Annotated in this window: 21 protein-coding genes; 13 read left to right on the plus strand and 8 right to left on the minus strand. The window is 63.3% G+C overall.

The features are described from left to right. Positions 1 to 1,242 carry a DUF1501 domain-containing protein gene (locus I554_RS0108740; protein ID WP_024577773.1) on the plus strand — a complete coding sequence of 414 codons (1,242 nt, stop codon included), beginning with the start codon at positions 1 to 3 and terminating at the stop codon, positions 1,240 to 1,242. 46 nt (positions 1,243 to 1,288) lie between these two features. Here the strand turns inward: I554_RS0108740 and I554_RS26310 are convergent, their stop codons facing one another. From I554_RS26310 to I554_RS0108755, 3 genes are all read right to left on the minus strand, one after another. Then, positions 1,289 to 1,573, minus strand: coding sequence for a DUF559 domain-containing protein (locus tag I554_RS26310; protein WP_244432733.1), 285 nt, complete (start codon positions 1,571 to 1,573; stop codon positions 1,289 to 1,291). A 153-nt stretch (positions 1,574 to 1,726) separates the two neighbouring features. Then, positions 1,727 to 2,668: an aldo/keto reductase gene (locus I554_RS0108750; RefSeq protein ID WP_024577774.1), complete on the minus strand. Its 942-nt coding sequence runs from the start codon at positions 2,666 to 2,668 to the stop codon at positions 1,727 to 1,729. A gap of 11 nt (positions 2,669 to 2,679) precedes the next feature. Next, positions 2,680 to 3,525 (minus strand): lysophospholipid acyltransferase family protein, encoded by an 846-nt coding sequence (locus I554_RS0108755; protein ID WP_024577775.1) that lies wholly within the window; start codon positions 3,523 to 3,525, stop codon positions 2,680 to 2,682. Between the two features lie 422 nt (positions 3,526 to 3,947). Between I554_RS0108755 and I554_RS0108760 the strand changes: the two genes are divergently transcribed. Continuing rightward, positions 3,948 to 4,304, plus strand: coding sequence for a DMT family protein (locus I554_RS0108760; RefSeq protein ID WP_024577776.1), 357 nt, complete (start codon positions 3,948 to 3,950; stop codon positions 4,302 to 4,304). 178 nt (positions 4,305 to 4,482) lie between these two features. Here I554_RS0108760 and I554_RS0108765 read toward each other — a convergent pair whose 3' ends face one another. The 4 genes from I554_RS0108765 to I554_RS0108780 form a co-directional block, all read right to left on the minus strand. Then, positions 4,483 to 4,662, minus strand: coding sequence for a hypothetical protein (locus tag I554_RS0108765; RefSeq protein ID WP_006021964.1), 180 nt, complete (start codon positions 4,660 to 4,662; stop codon positions 4,483 to 4,485). A 119-nt stretch (positions 4,663 to 4,781) separates the two neighbouring features. Next, positions 4,782 to 5,495, minus strand: a complete 714-nt coding sequence (locus I554_RS0108770) for a glutathione S-transferase family protein (RefSeq protein WP_024577777.1) — start codon at positions 5,493 to 5,495, stop codon at positions 4,782 to 4,784. 236 nt (positions 5,496 to 5,731) lie between these two features. After that, positions 5,732 to 6,721 carry a glycosyltransferase family 2 protein gene (locus I554_RS0108775; protein ID WP_024577778.1) on the minus strand — a complete coding sequence of 330 codons (990 nt, stop codon included), beginning with the start codon at positions 6,719 to 6,721 and terminating at the stop codon, positions 5,732 to 5,734. Beyond that, complete coding sequence (locus I554_RS0108780; protein ID WP_024577779.1) at positions 6,708 to 7,937, minus strand: glycosyltransferase family 87 protein; 1,230 nt, start codon at positions 7,935 to 7,937, stop codon at positions 6,708 to 6,710. The genes I554_RS0108775 and I554_RS0108780 overlap by 14 nt, the downstream gene beginning before the upstream one ends. 212 nt (positions 7,938 to 8,149) lie before the next feature. Between I554_RS0108780 and I554_RS0108785 the strand changes: the two genes are divergently transcribed. From I554_RS0108785 to I554_RS0108820, 8 genes are all read left to right on the plus strand, one after another. Continuing rightward, positions 8,150 to 9,352, plus strand: coding sequence for a pyridoxal phosphate-dependent aminotransferase (locus tag I554_RS0108785; protein ID WP_024577780.1), 1,203 nt, complete (start codon positions 8,150 to 8,152; stop codon positions 9,350 to 9,352). Positions 9,353 to 9,474: 122 nt separating this feature from the next. Further along, the gene (locus I554_RS0108790; RefSeq protein WP_024577781.1) at positions 9,475 to 9,981 is read left to right on the plus strand and encodes a DUF992 domain-containing protein; all 507 of its coding nucleotides are present in this window, start codon (positions 9,475 to 9,477) and stop codon (positions 9,979 to 9,981) included. 183 nt (positions 9,982 to 10,164) lie between these two features. Further along, complete coding sequence (locus I554_RS0108795; RefSeq protein WP_024578169.1) at positions 10,165 to 10,647, plus strand: DUF992 domain-containing protein; 483 nt, start codon at positions 10,165 to 10,167, stop codon at positions 10,645 to 10,647. Between the two features lie 318 nt (positions 10,648 to 10,965). Continuing rightward, entirely contained in the window at positions 10,966 to 13,017 is a 2,052-nt protein-coding gene (locus I554_RS0108800; RefSeq protein ID WP_024577409.1) for an elongation factor G, read from the plus strand. A gap of 183 nt (positions 13,018 to 13,200) precedes the next feature. Beyond that, a complete protein-coding gene (locus I554_RS0108805; protein ID WP_024577408.1) occupies positions 13,201 to 13,458 on the plus strand; it encodes a helix-turn-helix transcriptional regulator in 258 nt (85 codons plus the stop codon). A 41-nt stretch (positions 13,459 to 13,499) separates the two neighbouring features. After that, positions 13,500 to 15,215, plus strand: a complete 1,716-nt coding sequence (locus I554_RS0108810; RefSeq protein WP_024577407.1) for a SulP family inorganic anion transporter — start codon at positions 13,500 to 13,502, stop codon at positions 15,213 to 15,215. 77 nt (positions 15,216 to 15,292) lie between these two features. Then, complete coding sequence (locus I554_RS0108815; protein ID WP_024577406.1) at positions 15,293 to 16,126, plus strand: shikimate dehydrogenase; 834 nt, start codon at positions 15,293 to 15,295, stop codon at positions 16,124 to 16,126. 67 nt (positions 16,127 to 16,193) lie between these two features. After that, a complete protein-coding gene (locus I554_RS0108820; RefSeq protein ID WP_244432734.1) occupies positions 16,194 to 16,505 on the plus strand; it encodes a hypothetical protein in 312 nt (103 codons plus the stop codon). A gap of 238 nt (positions 16,506 to 16,743) precedes the next feature. On the opposite strand, the gene I554_RS0108825 is transcribed toward I554_RS0108820, so the two are convergent. Further along, complete coding sequence (locus I554_RS0108825; protein WP_024577404.1) at positions 16,744 to 17,919, minus strand: alpha-hydroxy acid oxidase; 1,176 nt, start codon at positions 17,917 to 17,919, stop codon at positions 16,744 to 16,746. Between the two features lie 88 nt (positions 17,920 to 18,007). Between I554_RS0108825 and I554_RS27230 the strand changes: the two genes are divergently transcribed. The 3 genes from I554_RS27230 to glmM all read left to right on the plus strand — a co-directional run bounded on the left by I554_RS27230 (position 18,008) and on the right by glmM (position 19,968). Then, the gene (locus I554_RS27230) at positions 18,008 to 18,172 is read left to right on the plus strand and encodes a hypothetical protein (protein WP_192817771.1); all 165 of its coding nucleotides are present in this window, start codon (positions 18,008 to 18,010) and stop codon (positions 18,170 to 18,172) included. A 59-nt stretch (positions 18,173 to 18,231) separates the two neighbouring features. Next, entirely contained in the window at positions 18,232 to 18,408 is a 177-nt protein-coding gene (locus I554_RS27235; protein ID WP_192817770.1) for a hypothetical protein, read from the plus strand. 210 nt (positions 18,409 to 18,618) lie between these two features. Continuing rightward, positions 18,619 to 19,968 carry a phosphoglucosamine mutase gene (glmM, locus tag I554_RS0108840; RefSeq protein WP_024577403.1) on the plus strand — a complete coding sequence of 450 codons (1,350 nt, stop codon included), beginning with the start codon at positions 18,619 to 18,621 and terminating at the stop codon, positions 19,966 to 19,968. Positions 19,969 to 20,186: the final 218 nt, after the last annotated feature.

The raw sequence follows: 20,186 nt of genomic DNA on the forward strand, positions 1-20,186 counted from the left end.
ATGTCCAGCTTTCCCGATGATTGCTGCGAAAGCCATACCGCGCGCGGGCTGACGCGGCGTTCGCTGCTGCTCGGATCGGCGACCTTCGCGGCCTGGGCCTACCTGCCGAAATTCGCGCGCGCGAAGGACGGCCGCGATCCGCGCTTCGTCACCATCATCCTGCGCGGCGCGCTCGACGGCCTCGCCACCGTCGCGCCGGTCGGCGATCCCGATTACGCCGCGCTGCATGGATCGATTGCGCTCTCGCTCGATGGCGCGCATGCCGCGACCGCGCTGGATTCATTCTTCGCGCTGCATCCGTCGATGCCGGAATTCGCGCGGATGTATAAGGACAAGAAAGCCGCCGTGGTTCATGCGGTGGCGACGCCCTACCGCGAGCGCTCGCATTTCGACGGGCAGGATGTGCTGGAAAGCGGCTTCGGCGGACCGGGCCGCGTGCAAAGCGGCTGGCTCAACCGCGCGCTGGAGGCATTGCCGCGCGGCGAGCGCGTGATGAGCGGACTGGCGGTCGGCCCCACAACGCCGCTGGTGCTGCGCAGTGCCGCCCCGACGGTCGGCTGGGTGCCGCCGTACCTGCCGCAGGCCGCCGACGACACCGCGATGCGCCTGATGAATCTCTACACCCACCGCGATCCGGCACTGGCGGCGGCGTTGTCACAGGGCTTGCAGATCGACAAGATCGCGGCGCGCGACGATGCCATGAAGCCGAAGCCGGGCATGAACGGCGCAGGCGCGATGCGGCTCGCGGCCAAGGGCGCGGCGCGGCTGATGGCGGCGGACGATGGCCCGCGCATTGCGGCGCTCGCATTCGACGGCTGGGACACCCACGCCAATGAAGGCGGGGCGGTGGGACGGCTGGCGCAATTGCTGGGCGGACTCGACGGAGCACTGGCGGAATTCGAGACCGTTCTCGGCGAGCGCTGGCGCGACACCGTGATCGTGGTCGCCACCGAATTCGGCCGTACCGCGCGGATTAACGGCACCGACGGCACCGATCATGGCACCGGCACGATTGCGCTGCTTGCGGGCGGCGCGGTCAACGGCGGACGGGTGATTTCGGACTGGCCGGGACTGAAGCTGGCGAATCTTTATGAGGGCCGCGATCTCAAGCCCACCACCGATCTGCGCGGTGTGATCAAGGGCGTGCTGCGCGATCACCTCGGCCTCGGCGAGCGCGTGCTGGCGGACGCGGTGTTTCCGGACAGCGTGAATGCGAAGGCGGTGGGGGGATTGGTGGTGTAGCTATAGCGCCGGCGCTGCTCCCCCTTGTGGGGAGGTTCGACCGGCTTCAGCCGGTCGGGGTGGGGGGCAATTCGAGTACGATCGTCTCGATGACTCCATCAAGAGAATGGTCGATCTCAGAATTCCAGAATCTGAGAACGCGAAAACCCTGCGATTCCAGAAATTGATCACGCCGGGCATCTCGTGAAAGATGCTGGGCATAGCCATGCTGCCCGCCATCCGCCTCGACAATCACGTGATGTTGGAAGCAGACAAAATCGACGATGAATGGGCCGATAGGTGCCTGGCGGCGGAAGTGAAAGCCTAACGGCCTCAGACCGCGTAGTTTCACCCAAAGTTTCACCTCTTAGGGCGTCAACCGCTTTCGGAGTTCTCTGGCTCGCTCATTGGACATTATGTCGGTCACCCCACCCGGCTGACCTTCGGTCAGCCACCCTCCCCATCAAGGGGAGGGATAACCCGGCGGGTCGATCATAACTTAAACTTAGCCCTTCGTGATCTGATCGATCTCCGCCATCTCCTCCGGCGTTAGCTTCCAGCCGATAGCTTTGACATTCTGCTCGATCTGCTCGACGCGAGTTGCGCCGGCAATCACGCTCGACACCTGCGGCCGCGCCGCGAGCCACGAGAACGCCAGCTCCAGCATGGCCTTTCCGCGCGCATTCACGAAATCCTGAAGCTTCTGCACGACGTCGAGATTCTTGTCGGTCATGTAGCGGTCGCTGAGATATTGCATCTTGGCGAAGCGGGTATCGGCGGGCGCCGCTTCGCCGCGCTTGTATTTTCCGGTAAGCAGTCCGCTCGCCAGCGGGAAGAACGGCAGGATGCCGAGATTGTAGGCCTGCGCGGCCGGAAACAGTTCCTTCTCGTGGTCGCGCACGATCAGGCTGTATTCGTCCTGGCATGATACGAAAGCGTGGGTGTTGATGCCGCGCGCGGTGAACTGTGCTTCGGCGACACGCCATGCCGGAAAATTCGAGCAGCCGATGTAGCGCACCTTGCCCTGACGGATCAGATCTTCCAGCGCGCGCAGTGTTTCTTCAATCGGGGTCAGAGGATCGAAATCGTGCTGCTGGTAAAGGTCGATGTAATCGGTCTTCAGGCGGCGCAGGCTGTCTTCCACCGCGCTCATGATGTAGCGGCGCGACGCGCCCTGCCGGGTGCCGTCGTCGCTCATCGCCTTGGAGTACTTCGTGGCGAGCACGATGTCCTTGCGGCGGTCGCCGAGCACTTCGCCCAGCACGGTCTCCGAGCCGCCGCGTCCGGCATAGATGTCGGCGGTGTCGAACAGCGTGATGCCGAGATCGATCGCCTTGTGGATCACCTTGCGCGAGGTCTCCAGATCGGTGCGCTGGCCGAAATTGTTGCAGCCGAGGCCGACAGCCGACACGCGCAGGCCGGAGCCGCCGAGATTTCTGATTTCCATGATCTTACCTGTCAGGTTTGGTCGAAAGCCGGGACGGCAGGAGGCAGTCCTTCTTCCGTACCTGACGGCTGCGCCGGAGGCGAGCGCAAAGCGCGCGCCGTCATGCGCCGCACCGCGGTTTCGGCATCCCGCGCGATCTCCTTGCGGTTCGCAGTCATGCCGTAGCCGACGGCTTCGCCCCAACTCAAAGTCACGTCGACCGCGCCGGACGCCAGCACATTCAGCAGATGCGGCACGAGTTCAGCCTCGCCGTACCACGCCACCTTGTCGCGCAGCGCGCGGCCGACCGGCACGCCGCCAAAGCGGACATAGGCGATCGAGACCGGCTGCACGGTGACGCGGTCATGATGGGTGGAATCGCCGATAGCGTGATGCACCGCGCCGATCAGCGCGGACCGGAACGGCAGGATACGGATGCCGTCGCTCGAGGTGCCTTCGGGAAACAGCACGACGGCGTCGCCCCCGAGCAGGCGGTCGCCCATGGCGCGCGCGGCATCGCCGGTCTTGTGGCGGCGTTCGCGCTCGACAAAAACCGTGCGTTGCAGTTTCGCCAACTGGCCGAACAGCGGCCAGTTCGCGACTTCGGACTTTGCGACAAACACCACCGGCGCGACCGCGCCGAGCACGGTGATGTCGAGCCACGAGGCGTGGTTCGACAGGATCAGCACCGGGGTTTCGCGCGTGCGCTCGCCGACCTGTGTGATCCGGATGCCGATGATCGCGCAGGTCGCGCGATGAAACAGGTTCGGCACGATGCGCTGGAGCCGGCTGTTGAGCAGGATTCCCGCGAGCTGGAACGGCAGCAGCAGAAGGGCGATGAGAACCAGCAGGGTGCCGGTGCAGATGGTGCGGATCATGAGGTGCGTATCGGTCTCAGGGAAATCGTGACGAGGTATTGATCATATCATAGCGGGCGCATCGCAAACCGCGAAAGCGAACAACAGACCGGCGGCAGTTCGGACAAAAAAGGCGCGGCCCCGGCCGGATATAGCGCAGAGGGGATTTACGCGACCGGGGACCGCTCGAACGCGTGATCGATGACGGGGGCCGGACCACACGCATCCGCAGGCTAGGGGCCGACCGTAACAGCGCTATGACAGCGCCAATTGTCCACAGGCAGGGCTGCCAGCGTGCTCAACAGCGGTGGCGTCCCTGCCGAAGGCGGGGACCCAGAACCACAGGGCGGCGTTGGTGAAAACGTGATCGCCAACGTATGCTTCAGGAATGATGGTTCCCCGCTTTCGCGGGCGATATGGACGTTTGTTTCGAAAGGATACCCATGCCCACGACGGTTTCGCCGTTTCTTCTGCCGATCCTGATGTTGCTCGCCTCCAACATTTTCATGACCTTCGCCTGGTACGGCCACTTGAAGTTCAAGGAGCATTCGCTGCCGCTGGTCATCATGGTGAGCTGGGGCATCGCCTTCTTCGAGTACTGGCTTGCGGTGCCGGCCAATCGCTGGGGCAGCGCGGTCTATTCGGCGGCGCAGCTCAAGACGATGCAGGAAGTCATTACGCTGGTGGTGTTCGCCGGCTTTTCGGTCCTGTACCTGAAGGAGCCGCTTGGCTGGAATCACGCGATCGGCTTCGCCTTCATCGCGGCGGGCGCGTTCTTCATTTTCCATAAATGGTCGTGAGTACCGTCGCCGTAGTCATGGCCGCGCGCCTGCGTCGCGATCAAAAATCCTGCAACGAGGACGATCGCGAGCGTCAGCGACGCTGAAACCACAACGAGAGACGTCTTCATCCGTGTATCTCCACCGCGCGCGTCTTCGCGCGGCCGCGGGGTAGTCTGGGTGCGCAGGGAAAAGCGGCTCAGCCAGCAATCGGCATGGCGGCCACGACCTTGATCGACAGCGCCGTAACGGTGACGAGCAGGCACAATGACAGCGACGCCACCGCGAGCGAGGCGGCGACGGCGTTCGTCAGTCGGAACGATGCAACACGCGCGGACCGCAGTCCGAAACCAATTCCTGAAACGGGCGACCGGATCATGGTCGGGCATCCTCAAATCGGGCGGCGAATCACCACTGCCCGGAATGTGTCAGGACTCGCTGTCGAGATTGCGGCATGCCCTAGCCAAACGTGGCAGAAGCAAGGCAGGGGCTGAAAAATCAGCGGGTTATGCCCATTATCCCGCTCCGATTCGGCTCATTTCTGGCTTCTGCGGTCAGGCCGGTCTCGGTTCCCGGGGCGGTTTCGGGGGCCGCGACCTCGGCAGGCTTCCACGCCATCGACACGAAGCGCGGCTCGCTTTCGACCCGCTTCAGCCAGGCCTTCACGGACGGATAGCCGGAGAGGTCGAAGTCGCACTGGTTCGCGACATGGGTGTAGCCGTACATCGCGATGTCCGCCACGGTCAGGTGTCCGGCGGCGAAGTAGTCGTTGGTCTTGAGGTGATTTTCCATCACCCGCAGCGCGGCGTAGCCGCGCTCCATCCAGTCTTCCAGCGAATGGGTTTGCAGGTCGCGGCCGCCGCGCACCAGCACCAGCCAGAAATACGCCGCGCCGACGCTCGGCTCCAGCGCGTGCTGTTCGAAGAACATCCATTGCAGCGCCTGCGCGCGATCGATGCGGTCTTCGGGCGCCAGCGATGTGCCGATCGCGACATACCAGAGGATCGCGTTGGACTCGGCGAGATAGCGCCCATCGGCGACTTCGAGCAGCGGCACCTGTCCTGAGGGATTGCGCGCGAGAAATTCCGGCGTGCGGCTTTCACCGCGGAGAATGTCGACCTCGATGGCTTTATACGGCGCATTCAACAGCGCCAGCGCAAGGCGGACCTTGTAGCTGTTGCCGGAGCGCTGCATCGAGTAAAGTTTGTACATACAGGCCTTCGAAAGTACCGCCGGGGACATGCGGCGCGAACCGGACCGCCACCCCTGCCTGCCCCCAGGCCGATGTAACAATGAGGTTCTGGGGCCCCCGCCGCAAGGCCTTTGCGCTAGAAAAAGTCAAATCGCGCACAGCCGCGCAGCCATGAGAGATTTTATTCTGCGGAGCATGCGCGCGGACGTCAATTTCACGCAATTTGGCGTGAAAAAATGCCGGTAATCCGTGATCGTCAAAGTTTGTTCGCAACTGCATCAAGATCGAGATAGCGCATGCGCTTGGCTTCGCGGCGGCCTTGCGCAATGGCCTCAAGCACGAGACCGATCGCGAAAGAGAGGAAGCCGAGCTGCGCGATGGCGGCGGCGAGTATCGCGGTCGGGAAACGCGGCACGAGTCCGGTCTCGAGATACGTGACGATCAGCGGCGCGCCGAGGCCGAGGCAGATCAGCAGCAGCATGGCGCCGATCGCGCTGAAGAACCGCAGCGGCCGTGTTTCCTTGTAGAGCTTGATGAGCGTCAGCAGAATCCGGGTGCCGTCGCGATAGGTCCTCAGCTTGCTCTGCGATCCCTCGGGCCGCGTGGCATAAGGCAGCGGCATCTCGCCGGTGGCGATCTTGAGATCGAGTGCATGAACCGACAGCTCCGCCTCGATTTCGAATCCGCTCGATGTGACCGGAAACGATTTCGCGAAGCGCCGCGACAGCACGCGATAGCCCGAAAGAATATCGGTGAAGCCGTCGCCGAACATGTGCGCAAGGATGCGGTTGAACAGGTGGTTGCCGAAACGGTGTCCGCGCGGAAACGCGCCGTCGCCGCCGTTGCGGGTGCCGACCATCATGTCGAGGTTGCGCGTCACCAGCGCCTCGATCAACGCGCCTGCTGCGGTCGGATCGTAGGTCGCGTCGCCATCGGCGAGGATGTAGATGTCGGCTTGGATATCCGCCAGCATGCGGCGGACCACGTTGCCCTTGCCCTGTAGCGTTTCGCGGCGGACGATGGCGCCTGCGGCGACCGCGGCCTCATAAGTGCCGTCGGTGGAATTGTTGTCGTAGACGTAAATCCGCGCGCCGGGCAGCGCGCGCTGAAAGCCCTCGATCACGGCGGTGATGGCGGCTTCCTCGTTGTAGCAGGGCAGCAGCACCGCGATCGAGCGGTTGCGCACCATGGCGCTCTGCGGAAACAGATCATCGATTTCGTCGCGGACGCGATCAAGCTTTGACAAGACGGCTGCTCCCGATTGCATGAATGCCGAGATCGCTCGCCGCGCGGCGCAGCGTCATCGTGTAAAGCGCGATCATCACAATGAGTCCGAGCGGAATGCCGCTGAGGCCCGCGATGCTGCGGGTCAGGAACGGCGCAGCCCAGGCCAGCGCCAGCAGCGAGATTTCGTACGGCTGGAAGCCGCGCGCGAATCCGTGACGTGCGAGGAACGCAATCGCGATGCCGAGCACCACGAGGTCGTAGTCCAGCACATAGGGTGTCGCCAGCAGGCTCGCGATGGCCAGCGCCGCGGCCTTCAGTTCGAATGCGGCCTGCGAGCGCCACAGTCTGACGACCGTGACCGCGAGCACCAGCGCGAGCGCGGCTTGCGCGGCGTAAGCGAGATCGATACTGCCGCCCCACATCCGCACGGCGGAGAACAGCGACTGGATCTTCTCCCAGCCGGTGCCGCCGGCTTCGAGCACGATGGTGCGCGTGAAGGTCGCGGACTCGGCGAAGGCGTGCCAGACGTTCATGCCGAACAGCAGCGTCGACATGGCGATCAGCGCGATCACCGTCGCGGCTGCGCTGATGATCGTGGTCCAGCGGCCGGTCGCCAGCAGCACGAGCGGAATCAGGATTCCGAATTGCGGCTTGTAGGAGAGAAGGCCGAGGCAAAGGCCGGCCAGTGCGGGCCGCCGCTCCAGCAGGGTGAGAAATCCGCCGAGCAGGGCTGCGGTGAAGAATCCATTCTGGCCGTGGCCGACATTGACGAACACGGCCGGAAACGCCGCCGTGACCAGCCACGTCTCGCGCCTCGGCACGATGGCGTGAATGGCTGCCATGAAAGCAGGGAGGGACACCGCGAGCCAGCATGCGAGCGCGAAGCCATAGGGCATCAGCGCCAAGGCTGCCGCGACCATCAGGAAGAATGGCGGATAGTGCCAGCCGAAAAACGGGACATCGCGGCCCTCGAACACCGCGACCTCGGCGGCGTGCTGGAGCTTTGGGTCGTAGGCGTCAGGCGCCTTGCCCGACAGGGTCAGAACCCCGGCTGCGTAGACGTTGGAGAAGTCGGTTCCGATCGGCTTGCCGTTGCGGTCGATCATGTGATCCGACGTCGCCAGCAGGCCGATCAGCCCGGCCAGCGAAATGCCGAGCACCAGCAGGGCATAGCCGCGGATTCGGCCCGACGTGAGCCAGCTTCCGGTCCGCAGGGCTTGCCAAATATGGCTCATTTTCTCGCCAGGATTTATGAATGTTGCAGGGGGCCTTTTGCGCGCATCGACCCTAGGCGGCGCGCTTTAAGGTTTCCTTAGTCCGGCACGCAATTTCGTGTGTTTTGGGCGAAGTTTCTTGCGATGCAGCGTCGCCCGTTTTAGGGTGCCCCGCCCGCTAAACCCCGCGAATCGGGGCCTTCGCGACCCTCAGCATCCTTTAGGAGAACACGATGCCGTTTCTGTCCGCTGCGCTTGACCGTGTGAAGCCGTCCGCGACCATCGCGGTCACGGATAAAGCACGTCAGCTCAAAGCCGCGGGCCGCAATGTCATCGGCCTTGGCGCAGGCGAGCCCGACTTCGACACGCCAGCCAACATCAAGCTGGCGGCGATCCATGCCATCGAGGCCGGCAAGACCAAGTACACCGCGGTGGACGGCATTCCCGAGCTGAAGGACGCGATCATCGCGAAGTTTCAGCGCGAGAACGGCCTGACCTACAAGCCGAACCAGATCACGGTCGGCACCGGCGGCAAGCAGGTGCTGTATAACGCGCTGATGGCGACGCTGAACCCCGGCGATGAGGTCATCATCCCGGCGCCGTACTGGGTGAGCTATCCGGAGATGGTGGCGCTCGCGGGCGGCGAACCGGTGCCGGTGGTCTGCACCGCGGAGTTCGGCTTCAAGCTGCAGCCGGCCGCGCTGGAGAAGGCGATCACGCCGAAGACCAAGTGGATCATCCTCAACTCGCCGTCGAACCCGACCGGCTCGGCCTATACGCACGCCGAACTGAAGGCGCTCACCGATGTGCTGGTGAAGCACCCGCATGTCTGGGTGATGACCGACGACATGTACGAACATCTCGTCTACGACGACTTCAAGTTCGCCACGCCGGCGCAGGTCGAGCCGAAACTGTTCGACCGCACGCTGACCGTGAACGGAGTGTCGAAAGCCTACTGCATGACCGGCTGGCGTATCGGTTATGCGGGCGGGCCGCAGCAGCTCATCTCGGCAATGGCGACCATCCAGTCGCAATCGACCTCGAACCCGTCGTCGGTTTCGCAGTGGGCGGCAGTCGAGGCGCTCAACGGACCGCAGGACTTCATCGCGGCGAACAACAAGGTGTTCAAGGAGCGCCGCGATCTCGTGGTCGCGATGCTCAACCAGGCCAGCGGCATCGACTGCCCGCGTCCGGAAGGCGCGTTCTACGTCTATCCGTCCTGTGCAGGCACCATCGGCAAGACCGCGCCGTCGGGGAAAAAGCTCGAGACCGATGAAGATTTCGTGACCGAGCTTCTGGAAACCGAAGGCGTCGCGGTGGTGCAGGGGTCCGCATTCGGCCTCGGCCCGGCGTTTCGTATCTCCTACGCCACCAAAACCTCGGATCTCGAGGAAGCCTGCAAGCGCATCCAGCAGTTCTGCGGTAACTTGCGCTAAAGCAACACTGCCGGAATAACGTCAGCAGTTTGATTGGAAATAAGGAAAGCGCCATGTTTTTGACACGGCGCTTCCCTTTTGTCCGCGCGCCAATCAAAACAAGCAATCTGGAGTTCAATTCCATGCGTCTTTCATCAGTTCTCGGTACCGCGTTCGCGGCACTCATCGCCTCATTCGCCACGGCGAATGCACAGCAGGCCGTTCAGGTCGGCGTGCTGGAATGCCGCGGGGGCCAGAACGTCGGCATGGTCATCGCGTCCAAGACCACCCTCGAGTGCGTCTTCCGCAGCGAAGGCCGCCGTCCCGAGCCTTACCTGGCGCATGTCACCCGCATCGGCGTTGACCTCGGCGTAACCGAAAACACCACCTTCGCATGGGCCGTGCATGCGCCGACCCAGCGGCTCGGCCGCGGCGATCTCTCCGGCAGCTACGGCGGCGTCGGCGGCAACGTCTCGTTCGGCCTCGGCGGCGGTGGCAACCTGCTGTGGGGCGGTTCGCAGAATTCCTACGCCCTCCAGCCGCTCAGCCTGCAGGGCCAGACCGGCCTGAACGTGGCCGGCGGCGTTGTCGGCCTCGATCTTGAGCCGGCGGGCCTGGTGAAGCGCAAGCATCGTCGTCACCGCCACTAAGCAGTTGAGTTAACAAAACGGAATGAAAAAGGCCCGCACATGCGGGCCTTTTTTGTTGCTCTTTAAGGGCTATCGGCAGGGCAGGAATTGAACATTACCCGCCGGTATGACTAGATGCGCGGGCCTTTCACGGTCTTTTTCACTTCGATCCTTCAATTCGCGCCATACAGCCGGAGACATCCCATGCGCCGCCTTTCCGCCGTCCTGTCCATTGCTTCGGCAGCCCTCGTCGCGACGGCTGCCCTCGTTCATGCGCAGTCAGGCCGCACCCAGGTCGGCGTGCTTGAATGCCGCGGCGGTCCGAATGTCGGCATGATTGTCGGTTCGGTGACCAATCTCGGATGCGTGTTCCGCTCCGACGGCCGCCCGGACGATCTCTATACCGCGCGCATCACCAAGATCGGCGTCGATCTCGGCATCACGACTGAGACCGCGTTGTCATGGGCGGTGTTCGCGCCTACAGCCCGACTCGGCATGGGCGACCTGTCCGGCAATTACGCCGGCGTCGACGCCAGCGCCGCGGTGGGCGTCGGTCTTGGCGGCAACGCCATGCTCGGCGGTTCGGCCAATTCCTTCGCCCTGCAACCGCTGAGCGTGCAGGGACAGACCGGCTTAAGCGTCGCCGGCGGCGTGCAGAGCATGGAACTGCGTCCGGGCCGGTTCTGAGAATTCTCAGTTCCATTCGTCATTGCGAGGAGCGTTTGCGACGAAGCAATCCATTTTTTGAGATTTCAAAGAGTGGATTGCTTCGCTTCGCTCGCAATGATGACATCACATTGCTGCGCAGCGGCATGTTTCCCGCTTGCCAACCGTACCGCGCCTTGAGACGATCACGGTGCCGACCCGCATGAGCGCATTCAGCAGAAGTGGGAGCGGCGCGAGCGGAATGCGCCCAACATGAGTTAAGAGTGTTCCGGCGGCGACCGGATGAACCCTTCGCCGGGAAGTGCTCGATGCGGGCCGTACTCCATGAGGAGACGGCAAATGGGACAAGACAACCTGAGAAGTCCCCGTGGTCCCCGGTGCATTGCGCTGGTGGGCCCATTCCAGAGTGGCAAGACGACATTACTCGAAGCGATCCTGGCCCGGACCGGGGCCATTCCCAAAGCAGGCACCGTTGAAGCATGTACCACCGTCGGGGATCAGTCCCCGGAGGCGCGCAACCATCGCATGAGCGTCGGACTGACCGCCGCGACCACCACCTTCATGGGCGACAGCTACACTTTCATCGACTGTCCGGGCTCCGTCGAATTCGCGCATGACATGCGCGCGGCACTGCCGGCGGTCGATGCCGCTGTCATTGTGTGCGAGGCTGATGAGCGCAAGCTGCCGCAATTGCAGATCATCATGCGCGAGCTTGAAGACCTCGGGATTCCGCGCTTCCTGTTTCTCAACAAGATCGACAAGGCGAACAAGCGTATCCGCGAAACGCTGGCGACCTTGCAGCCGGCCTCGCGCACGCCGCTGGTGCTGCGTCAGATTCCGATCTGGAAAGGCGATCTGATCGCCGGGTTCGTCGACCTCGCGCTGGAGCGCGCCTTTGTCTACCGCGAGCACATGCCGTCCGAGGTGATCGATCTCGATGCCGGCGATCTCGACCGCGAGAAGGAAGCCCGGCTCACCATGCTGGAGAAACTCGCCGATCACGATGACCGGCTGCTCGAACAGTTGCTGGAAGATATCCCGCCGCCGCGCGATGCGGTGTTCGACGATCTCGCCAGCGAACTGCGCGAGGGGCAGATCTGTCCGGTGCTGCTCGGCTGCGCGACGCGGGAGAACGGCGTGCTGCGGCTGATGAAGGCGCTGCGCCACGAAGCGCCAAATGTCACGGCCACCGCCAAGCGCCTCGGCGTTGACGACGAGAAGACGGGACTCGCCTACGTGATGAAGACCACGCATCTTCAGCATGGAGGCAAGTTGTCACTGGCGCGTGTTCTGCGCGGGCACATCGCCGATGGCGACACTGTGCTGTCGTCAGGCGGCGGCAGCGGCCGCGTGTCGGGAATCTCAATCCCGAATGGCGGCGCCGACGGCAAGCGTGCATCCGCGGCTGCCGGCGAGACGGTTTCGCTCGGCAAGCTTGATCCGGTCCACACCGGCGAGACGCTGACGACGGGCAAGACCACGCCCGCTGCGCTGGCCGATGTCACGGCGACGCCGCCCGTTCTGGCGACGGCGCTGTCTGCGCTGGATCGCAAGGACGACGTCAAGCTCGGGCAGGCGCTCACACGTCTGGTCGAGGAAGATCCGTCACTGAGCGTTGTCCATAATCCTCTCACGCACGAAATGGTGCTGTGGGGACAGGGCGAGATGCATCTGCGTGTCGCGGTTGAGCGTTTGAAGGACCGCTTCGGTGTCACCGTGAAGCAGCATGCGCCGCCGGTCGGCTATCAGGAGACCATCCGCAAGACGATCACCCAGCGTGGACGTCACAAGAAGCAGTCCGGTGGCCATGGCCAGTTCGGCGATGTGGTGCTCGACATCAAACCGTTGCCGCGCGGCAGCGGCGTGGTGTTCCGTGAAAAGATCGTCGGTGGCGCGGTGCCGAAGAACTACATCGGCGCGGTGGAGGAAGGCGTCGGCGACGGCATGATGCGCGGGCCGCTCGGCTTCCCGGTGATCGATCTCGAAGTGACGCTGACCGACGGCTCGTATCACAGCGTCGACTCCTCCGATCAGGCGTTCCGCACGGCGGCGCGTATCGGCGTGACCGAGGCTCTGCCGCAATGCGCGCCGGTGTTGCTGGAGCCGATCCATGTGGTCGAGATCGTCTGTCCGACGGAGGCGACTGCGAAGATCAACTCCATCCTGTCCGGGCGGCGCGGCCAGATTCTCGGCTTCGACACCCGCGACGGGTGGACCGGCTGGGATCGGGTGCGGGCCATGATGCCCGAAGCGGAGATCGGCGATCTCATCGTCGAACTGCGCTCGGCCACCGCGGGCGCCGGCGGCTTCACCCGGCAGTTCGACCATATGTCGGAAGTGACCGGCCGCGCGGCGGAGCAGATCATCGCCGCGCATCGCGCCGCGGCGTAGCGGGCAACGTCGCGCAGGCGACGTGCGAGAAATGAAACTCGTCGCCTCTCCCCGGCCGCGGGAGAGGCGACAATCAAAATTCCCTGTCAAAAATCAGCGTGCAAACGGTCTTATGTGATGTATTATACATCACTAAGGCCGTTTTTTAGTTGCATCCTGGCCTGCCAGAGTGGAATCCTGCCATTGATTACGTCATCGCAGATGCGCGCCGCGCGGGCCCTTCTGGGCATCGACCAAAAGACTCTCGCGGAACTGTCCGGTGTGTCGCTTCCTACCATCCAGCGCATGGAAGCCAGCGGCGGCGTTGTTCGCGGTGTTGTCGACTCGCTGACCAAGGTCGCCGATGCGCTGAATCGCGCGGGCATCGACCTGATCGGTGACAACGTGAGAAGCGAAGGCGGGGGCCGGGGTGTGCGGTTCAGGGAGCCGTCGCAAAGTTAGAGGGCCGGCGATGCGCCGGCGTGAGACGCGGGCGCAAATACATGGATGCATCGGGAGCACAGGCGCGGCAGCCGCAGCCAACATTCGCCGAACTGTACACGCCGAAATTCGTCACCGTCCTGCGCGAAGGTTACGGCCTCGATGCCTTCCGTGCCGACGCTGTCGCCGGCCTGACGGTAGCCATTGTCGCGCTGCCGCTGTCGATGGCCATCGCGATCGCCTCCGGCACCACGCCTGATCGCGGCCTCTACGCCGCGATCTTCGGCGGCTTCCTTGTTTCGCTGCTCGGCGGCAGCCGTTTCCAGATTGGCGGTCCCGCGGGGGCGTTCATTGTGCTCGTCGCGGCATCGATGGCGCGTCACGGTATCGAGGGCGTGCTGTTGGCGACGACGATCGCCGGGCTTGTCCTGATCGTGGCCGGATTTCTCAAGCTCGGCACCTATATCAAGTTCATTCCCTATCCGGTGACAGTGGGCTTCACCGCCGGCATCGCGGTCATCATCTTCGCCAGCCAGATCCGCGATCTGCTTGGCATCACCCTCGCGGGCAAGGAGCCGGGCGAACTGATCCCGAAGCTTGAGGCGCTGGGGCGCGCCATCGGCACCACGAATGTCGCGGCCGTGGCGATCTCGGCCGCAACCGTCGTCATCATTTCAGGCCTGCGGAAATTACGACCGGCCTGGCCCGGCATGCTGATCGCCGTCGTCGTGACCGGTCTCGCGGCAGCGTTGCTGTCGCTGCCGGTGGAAACCATCGGCACGCGTTTCGGCGGCATTCCGCAATCCTTTCCGGCCCCGTCGTTTCCCGTCATCACATGGGCGAAGATTCAGGCGGTGCTGCCGGATGCGATGGCTTTCGCATTGCTCGGCGCGATCGAGTCGCTGCTGTCCGCCGTGGTCGCCGACGGCATGACCGGCCGCCGTCATCGCTCCAACTCTGAACTGGTGGCGCAGGGTTTTGCCAATATCGGCTCGGCGTTGTTCGGCGGAATCTGCGTCACCGGCACCATCGCACGCACCGCCACCAATGTCCGCGCCGGCGCGCGCGGGCCGATCGCCGGCATGCTGCATTCGGTGTTCCTTCTGGCCTTCATGCTGCTGGCTGCTCCGCTCGCAAGTTACATTCCGCTGGCGACGCTGGCGGGCGTGCTCGCCGTGGTGGCGTGGAACATGGCGGAGAAACACGAATTCGCGACACTCATTCGCTCGTCATGGGGCGATGCCGTCGTGCTGCTCGCAACATTCCTGCTCACCGTGTTCCGCGATCTCACCGAAGGCATCGTGGTCGGTTTCGCGCTCGGCGCGCTATTGTTCATCCACCGCATGTCGCAGATCACAGGCATCGACACCTACGCGCCGCTCACCGTCGACGACAAGGCCGACGCATCGAACGGGGAGCGTGAACGCTACGATCCCGCCCTCGCTGCCGACCGCGACATCATGGTGTATCGCATCAGCGGTGCATTCTTCTTCGGCGCGGTCGCCGCCGTGGCGTCGGTGCTCGATCGCCTGTCCGGTTACAAGGCGCTGGTGATCGACTTCAAGGCGGTGCCGCTTTTGGATTCGACCGCGGCGAATGCCATTGCGCAGATCGCGGTCAAGGCGCGGCGTCAGGGGGTGCGGGTGTTCATCACCGGCGCATCGCCAAGTGTACGGCGAACGCTGCTGTCCTATGGCGCGCGGCCGCCGCAGGCGAAATACCGCTCGGACATCGCAAGCGCCGTCGCTGAAATCAAACGGCTGGATCAAACGATTTGACAGCGCCGGGGACTGCGTGATTTGACCAATCGACATGCGAATTCGTATGTGGATTTGGTCGAACCGGAGCCCGATTTGTGAGCGTGACACCTGCCGCATGTCTGATCGGCTGGCCCGCGGCGCATTCGCGCTCGCCGCTGATCCATAAATACTGGCTGAACTCCTTCGGCATCGACGGCGACTATCGCATCGAGGCGGTGGAGCCGGCGGCGTTCGCGGATTTCATCGGAAACCTTGCGGCGCGTGGCTACAAGGGCGCCAATGTCACCATCCCGCACAAGGAGCAGGCGCTCGCACTCTCGGCGCCCGATGCGCGTGCGCGGGCGGTGGGCGCGGCCAACACGCTCTACTTCAACGGTGGTGACCTGCATTCGACCAACACCGATGTCGAGGGCTTCATCGGTAATCTCGACGCCAGCGCGCCGGGCTGGGATCGCACCGAAGATGTGCTGGTGCTCGGCGCGGGCGGTTCGGCACGCGCGGTGATTTTCGGATTGATCGAGCGTGGCATCAGACGCGTGCATCTTGCAAACCGGACCGCGTCGCGCACGCAGTTGCTGGCAGATCAGTTCGGCGCGCAGGTGCAGCCGCTGGAATGGGAGCGCGTCGAAGACGTGCTGCCGCGCGCGGGTCTCCTGGTGAATACCACCTCCCTCGGCATGAAAGGTCAGCCGCCGCTGGAGGTGAATGTCGGCGCGCTCCCGGCAGGCGCGACCGTCGCCGATCTGGTTTACGTGCCGCTTGAAACCGATCTGCTGAAAGCCGCGAAAGCACGCGGCCTGAAAACCGCCGACGGTCTCGGCATGCTGCTGCATCAGGCCGTGCGTGGATTTGAACTGTGGTTCGGCAAACGCCCTGTGGTGACGACGGAACTGCGCGCGCTGGTCGAAGCCGACCTGACACGAAGCTAGATCCGCGACACCGGAACAGCTTGAGATTCTCACCGTGCGAAGCTAAAGGGGCGCCTTCAGACGAGGGATGCCTGTGAACAGAACCGGAAAATTCGTCGTGCTCGCCGCGCTCGCGCTGGTGATCTACAGCGCCACCACCGTTTATCAGGGCGCGCAGGGCTTCAACCCGGCGTTCATCGAAGACGTCAAGAAACGCATGCAGGATGACTTTGCTGCGAAGAACATCACCGTCACGGAAATCAATATGCTCCGTCGTGGTCCCCGCGAACTTGCCGGTTTTGTGAAGCTGAAGACGCCGGGCTCGAACGAGATCGAACAGAAAAACTGCACGGCGACCATGGCCGAGGACAAGGTGACCACGTCCTGGAGTTGTCAGTAACACCTGCGTGACGAACGGCGCGGTCGTCGACCGCACCGTCGCAGGCAATGACGGCCTCGCCCCGCCGGTGTGAACTTCACCTCTCCCCGTTCTTGCGGGGAGAGGTCGCGAGCAAAGCGAGCGGGTGAGGGGCATTTCGCTAATGGAACGCAGAGGCCCCTCACCCGGAGACTTCGCTGCGCTCAGCCTCCGACCTCTCCCCGCGAGCGGGGAGAGGTGAAGGAATGCAATCCCCGATTCAATTCCGCGGGCTGCTCACCGCGTTGGTCTGCATGTAGTCCGTCAGCACGCGGCGATCGATCTCGTTGATGTGGTTGATGCCGGTAAGGCCCATCGTGGTGCTGAGCTCCTTGCCGATCAGATCGAGCGCCAATTCCACGCCGGCCTGTCCGCCCGCGCCGAGGCCATAGATATAGGCGCGGCCGATCATGCAGGACTTGGCGCCGAGCGCCAGCGCGCGCATCACGTCCTGGCCGGTGCGGATGCCGCCGTCGAACATGATCTCGGTTTGCGAGCCGACATCCTGCACGATCTCCGGCAACACCGAAATCGAAGAGGGTGCGCCGTCAAGCTGACGTCCGCCATGGTTCGAGACCACGATGGCTTCCGCGCCGGTCTTCACAGCTTCACGCGCATCGACGACATCGAGAATGCCCTTGATGATGAGTTTGCCGGGCCAGATCGAGCGAATCCATTCGACGTCCTTCCAGTTCAGCGACTGGTCGAATTGCGACGCAACCCACGCCGAGGTGGAGCCGAGATCGCCCGCGCCCTTCACATGGCCGGTGATGTTGCCGAAGTTCCGGCTCTTCCCTTTGAGCATACCCATGACCCAGGCCGGCTTGGTCGCGAAGTCGATGAGGTTTCTCAGCGTCGCGAGTTTGGGCGGCACCGTCAGGCCGTTCTTGACGTCGGCGTGGCGCTGGCCGAGCACTTGCAGGTCGACCGTGAGCACCAGCGCGCTGCACTTCGCGGCGATGGCGCGCTCGATCAGCGATTTCGCGAAACCGCGGTCCTTCATGACGTAAAGCTGGAACCAGAACGGCTTCTCGACATTCGCGGCGACGTCTTCGATCGAGCAGATCGACATGGTCGAAAGCGTGTAGGGAATGCCCACCTTCTGCGCAGCTCGGCAAGCGTAGATTTCGCCGTCCATGTACTGAAGTCCGCCCGAGCCGATCGGGGCGAGGATCAGGGGCAGCGCAGCCGGTTCGCCGAGAATGGTCGTGTTGAGTTGCCGCTTCGAGATGTCCACGAGGATGCGCTGGCGAAACTTGTACTTCTGCATGTCGCTGATGTTGGCGCGCAGGGTTTCTTCAGCATAGGAGCCGCCGTCCACATAATCGAAAAACGGCTTCGGCACGCGCCGCTTGTGAATCTGCCGCAGGTCCTCGATGCAGGTAATGTTCTTCATGGACGCTTCCTCATTGAATTTTTTGTTCCCGCAATCATCTATCATGCTTGCAGCGTGCGCAAACAGCCGTACACGCCAGGAGAGCGCCATGACCACGAAAAAGGCCGATCCGGAAGCCGCCAAAAAGGCTGAGGCAGAAAAGCGCAAACTCGATGACGAACTGAACGAGGCGCTTGAAGAGACCTTTCCGGCCTCCGATCCGGTCAAGCTGACCCAGCCGGATCCGCACGCCGAGCCTCGTCCGAAGGACTAACATCCGGAACAGGCGGCGTCCCGGGACGTTATTCCTGCGAACCCACGCAGGAGCACATCATGGCTGAGGCCGACACCAAGCCGAAAAACCCCAACAAGCCGAAAGACCCGGAGAAAAAGAAGCTCGACGACGAGCTTGAGCAGGGGCTCGAAGAATCGTTTCCGGGGTCTGACCCGGTCAGCGTGACCCAGCCGTCCCCGTCCAGGCACGATGAGGACAGCAAGCGGAAAGGGTAACCCCGGACGATTTGGAATATTTCTATAAAAATCAAATAGATGGGTGCCGTCGCCCGATCCGGGCGGCGGTAATGATTCATCATATTATTTGAAGAAATCCGGCCGACAGAGGCTTTATAACGTCCTCTCCGCTAGAATGGGGACATTCGCCAGAGCCAAGCAGGCGCTTTTCGACGTCCTGGCCAGAGACTCGGCGGAGCAGGGGAATTCATGGTGCGCAAATATTTCGGGACCGACGGTATCCGTGGCCGTGCCAACGGTCTGATCACGCCGGAACTGGCTCTCAAGGTCGGGCAGGCCGCCGGGCTGGTGTTTCAGCGCGGCGACCATCGTCATCGCGTGGTGATCGGCAAGGACACCCGGCTGTCCGGCTACATGATCGAAAACGCCATGGTGGCCGGATTCACGTCTGTCGGCATGGATGTGCTGTTGCTCGGCCCGATGCCGACGCCGGCCGTCGCCATGCTGACCAAGTCGATGCGCGCCGATCTCGGCGTGATGATCTCGGCCTCGCATAATCTGTTCGACGACAACGGCATCAAGCTGTTCGGCCCTGCCGGCTTCAAGCTGTCCGACGACGTCGAAGCGCAGATCGAACTTCTGATGGACGAGAACCTCGACAAGCGCCTCGCCCAGAGCGCCAGTCTCGGCCGCGCCCGCCGCATCGACGGCGTGCATGACCGCTATATCGAATTCGCCAAACGCACGCTGCCGCGCGATTTGAGTCTCGACGGCCTGCGCGTGGTGGTCGATTGCGCCAACGGCGCGGCCTACAAGGTTGTGCCGGAAGCGCTGTGGGAGCTGGGCGCGGACGTCATCTCCATCGGCGTCGAGCCGGATGGCTTCAACATCAACAAGGATTGCGGCTCGACTTCGCCGGAAGCGCTGTCGCGCAAGGTGCGCGAGATGCGCGCCGACATCGGCATCGCGCTCGACGGTGACGCCGATCGCGTCATCATCACCGACGAACGCGGCCATGTGGTCGACGGCGACCAGCTTCTCGCCGTGATCGCGCAGAGCTGGAAGGACGACGGGCGGCTGGCGAAGCCCGGCATCGTCGCCACGGTGATGTCCAATCTCGGTCTCGAGCGTTATCTGAAAGAGCAGGGCATCGAATTGCTGCGCACACCGGTCGGCGATCGCTACGTGCTCGAGCAGATGCAGAAGGGCGGCTACAATCTCGGCGGCGAGCCGTCGGGTCACATCATCATGTCCGACTTCGCAACCACCGGCGACGGCTTCGTCGCGGCGTTGCAGGTTCTTGCCGTGGTGCAGCGCCTTGGCCGTCCGGTCTCGGAAGTCTGCCACCGCTTCGAGCCGATGCCGCAGATTCTCAAGAACGTGCGCTACCGCACCGGCAAGCCGCTCGACAATCCCGGCGTCAAATCCGCGATCGTCGATGCGGAGAAGCGCCTGAACGGCAGCGGCCGGCTGCTGATCCGCCCGAGCGGCACCGAGCCTGTCATCCGCGTGATGGGCGAGGGCGACAATCGCGATCTCGTCGAGGAAGCCGTGGACATGATCGTCTCGGCTTTGGGGACCGCATCCGCGGCGGCTTAAAATTCTACGTCGTCCCGGCGAATGCCGGGACCCATACTCCCTGTCGATGTTGTTGCGAAAGGATGTCCAATCACGCTGCCCAATTGCGGGCTTCGTGGTTATGGGTCCCGGCATTCGCCGGGACGACGTAGGTCTTTCTCCACCGCAGTCTGATCAATCCGGCACATCAGCCATGGGGAATCGCGACTAGTGACCTCGCCGCCGAATTTGTATTTGAA

The sequence above is a fragment of the Afipia sp. OHSU_II-C1 genome (assembly GCF_000497575.1).
GTDB lineage: Bacteria > Pseudomonadota > Alphaproteobacteria > Rhizobiales > Xanthobacteraceae > Afipia.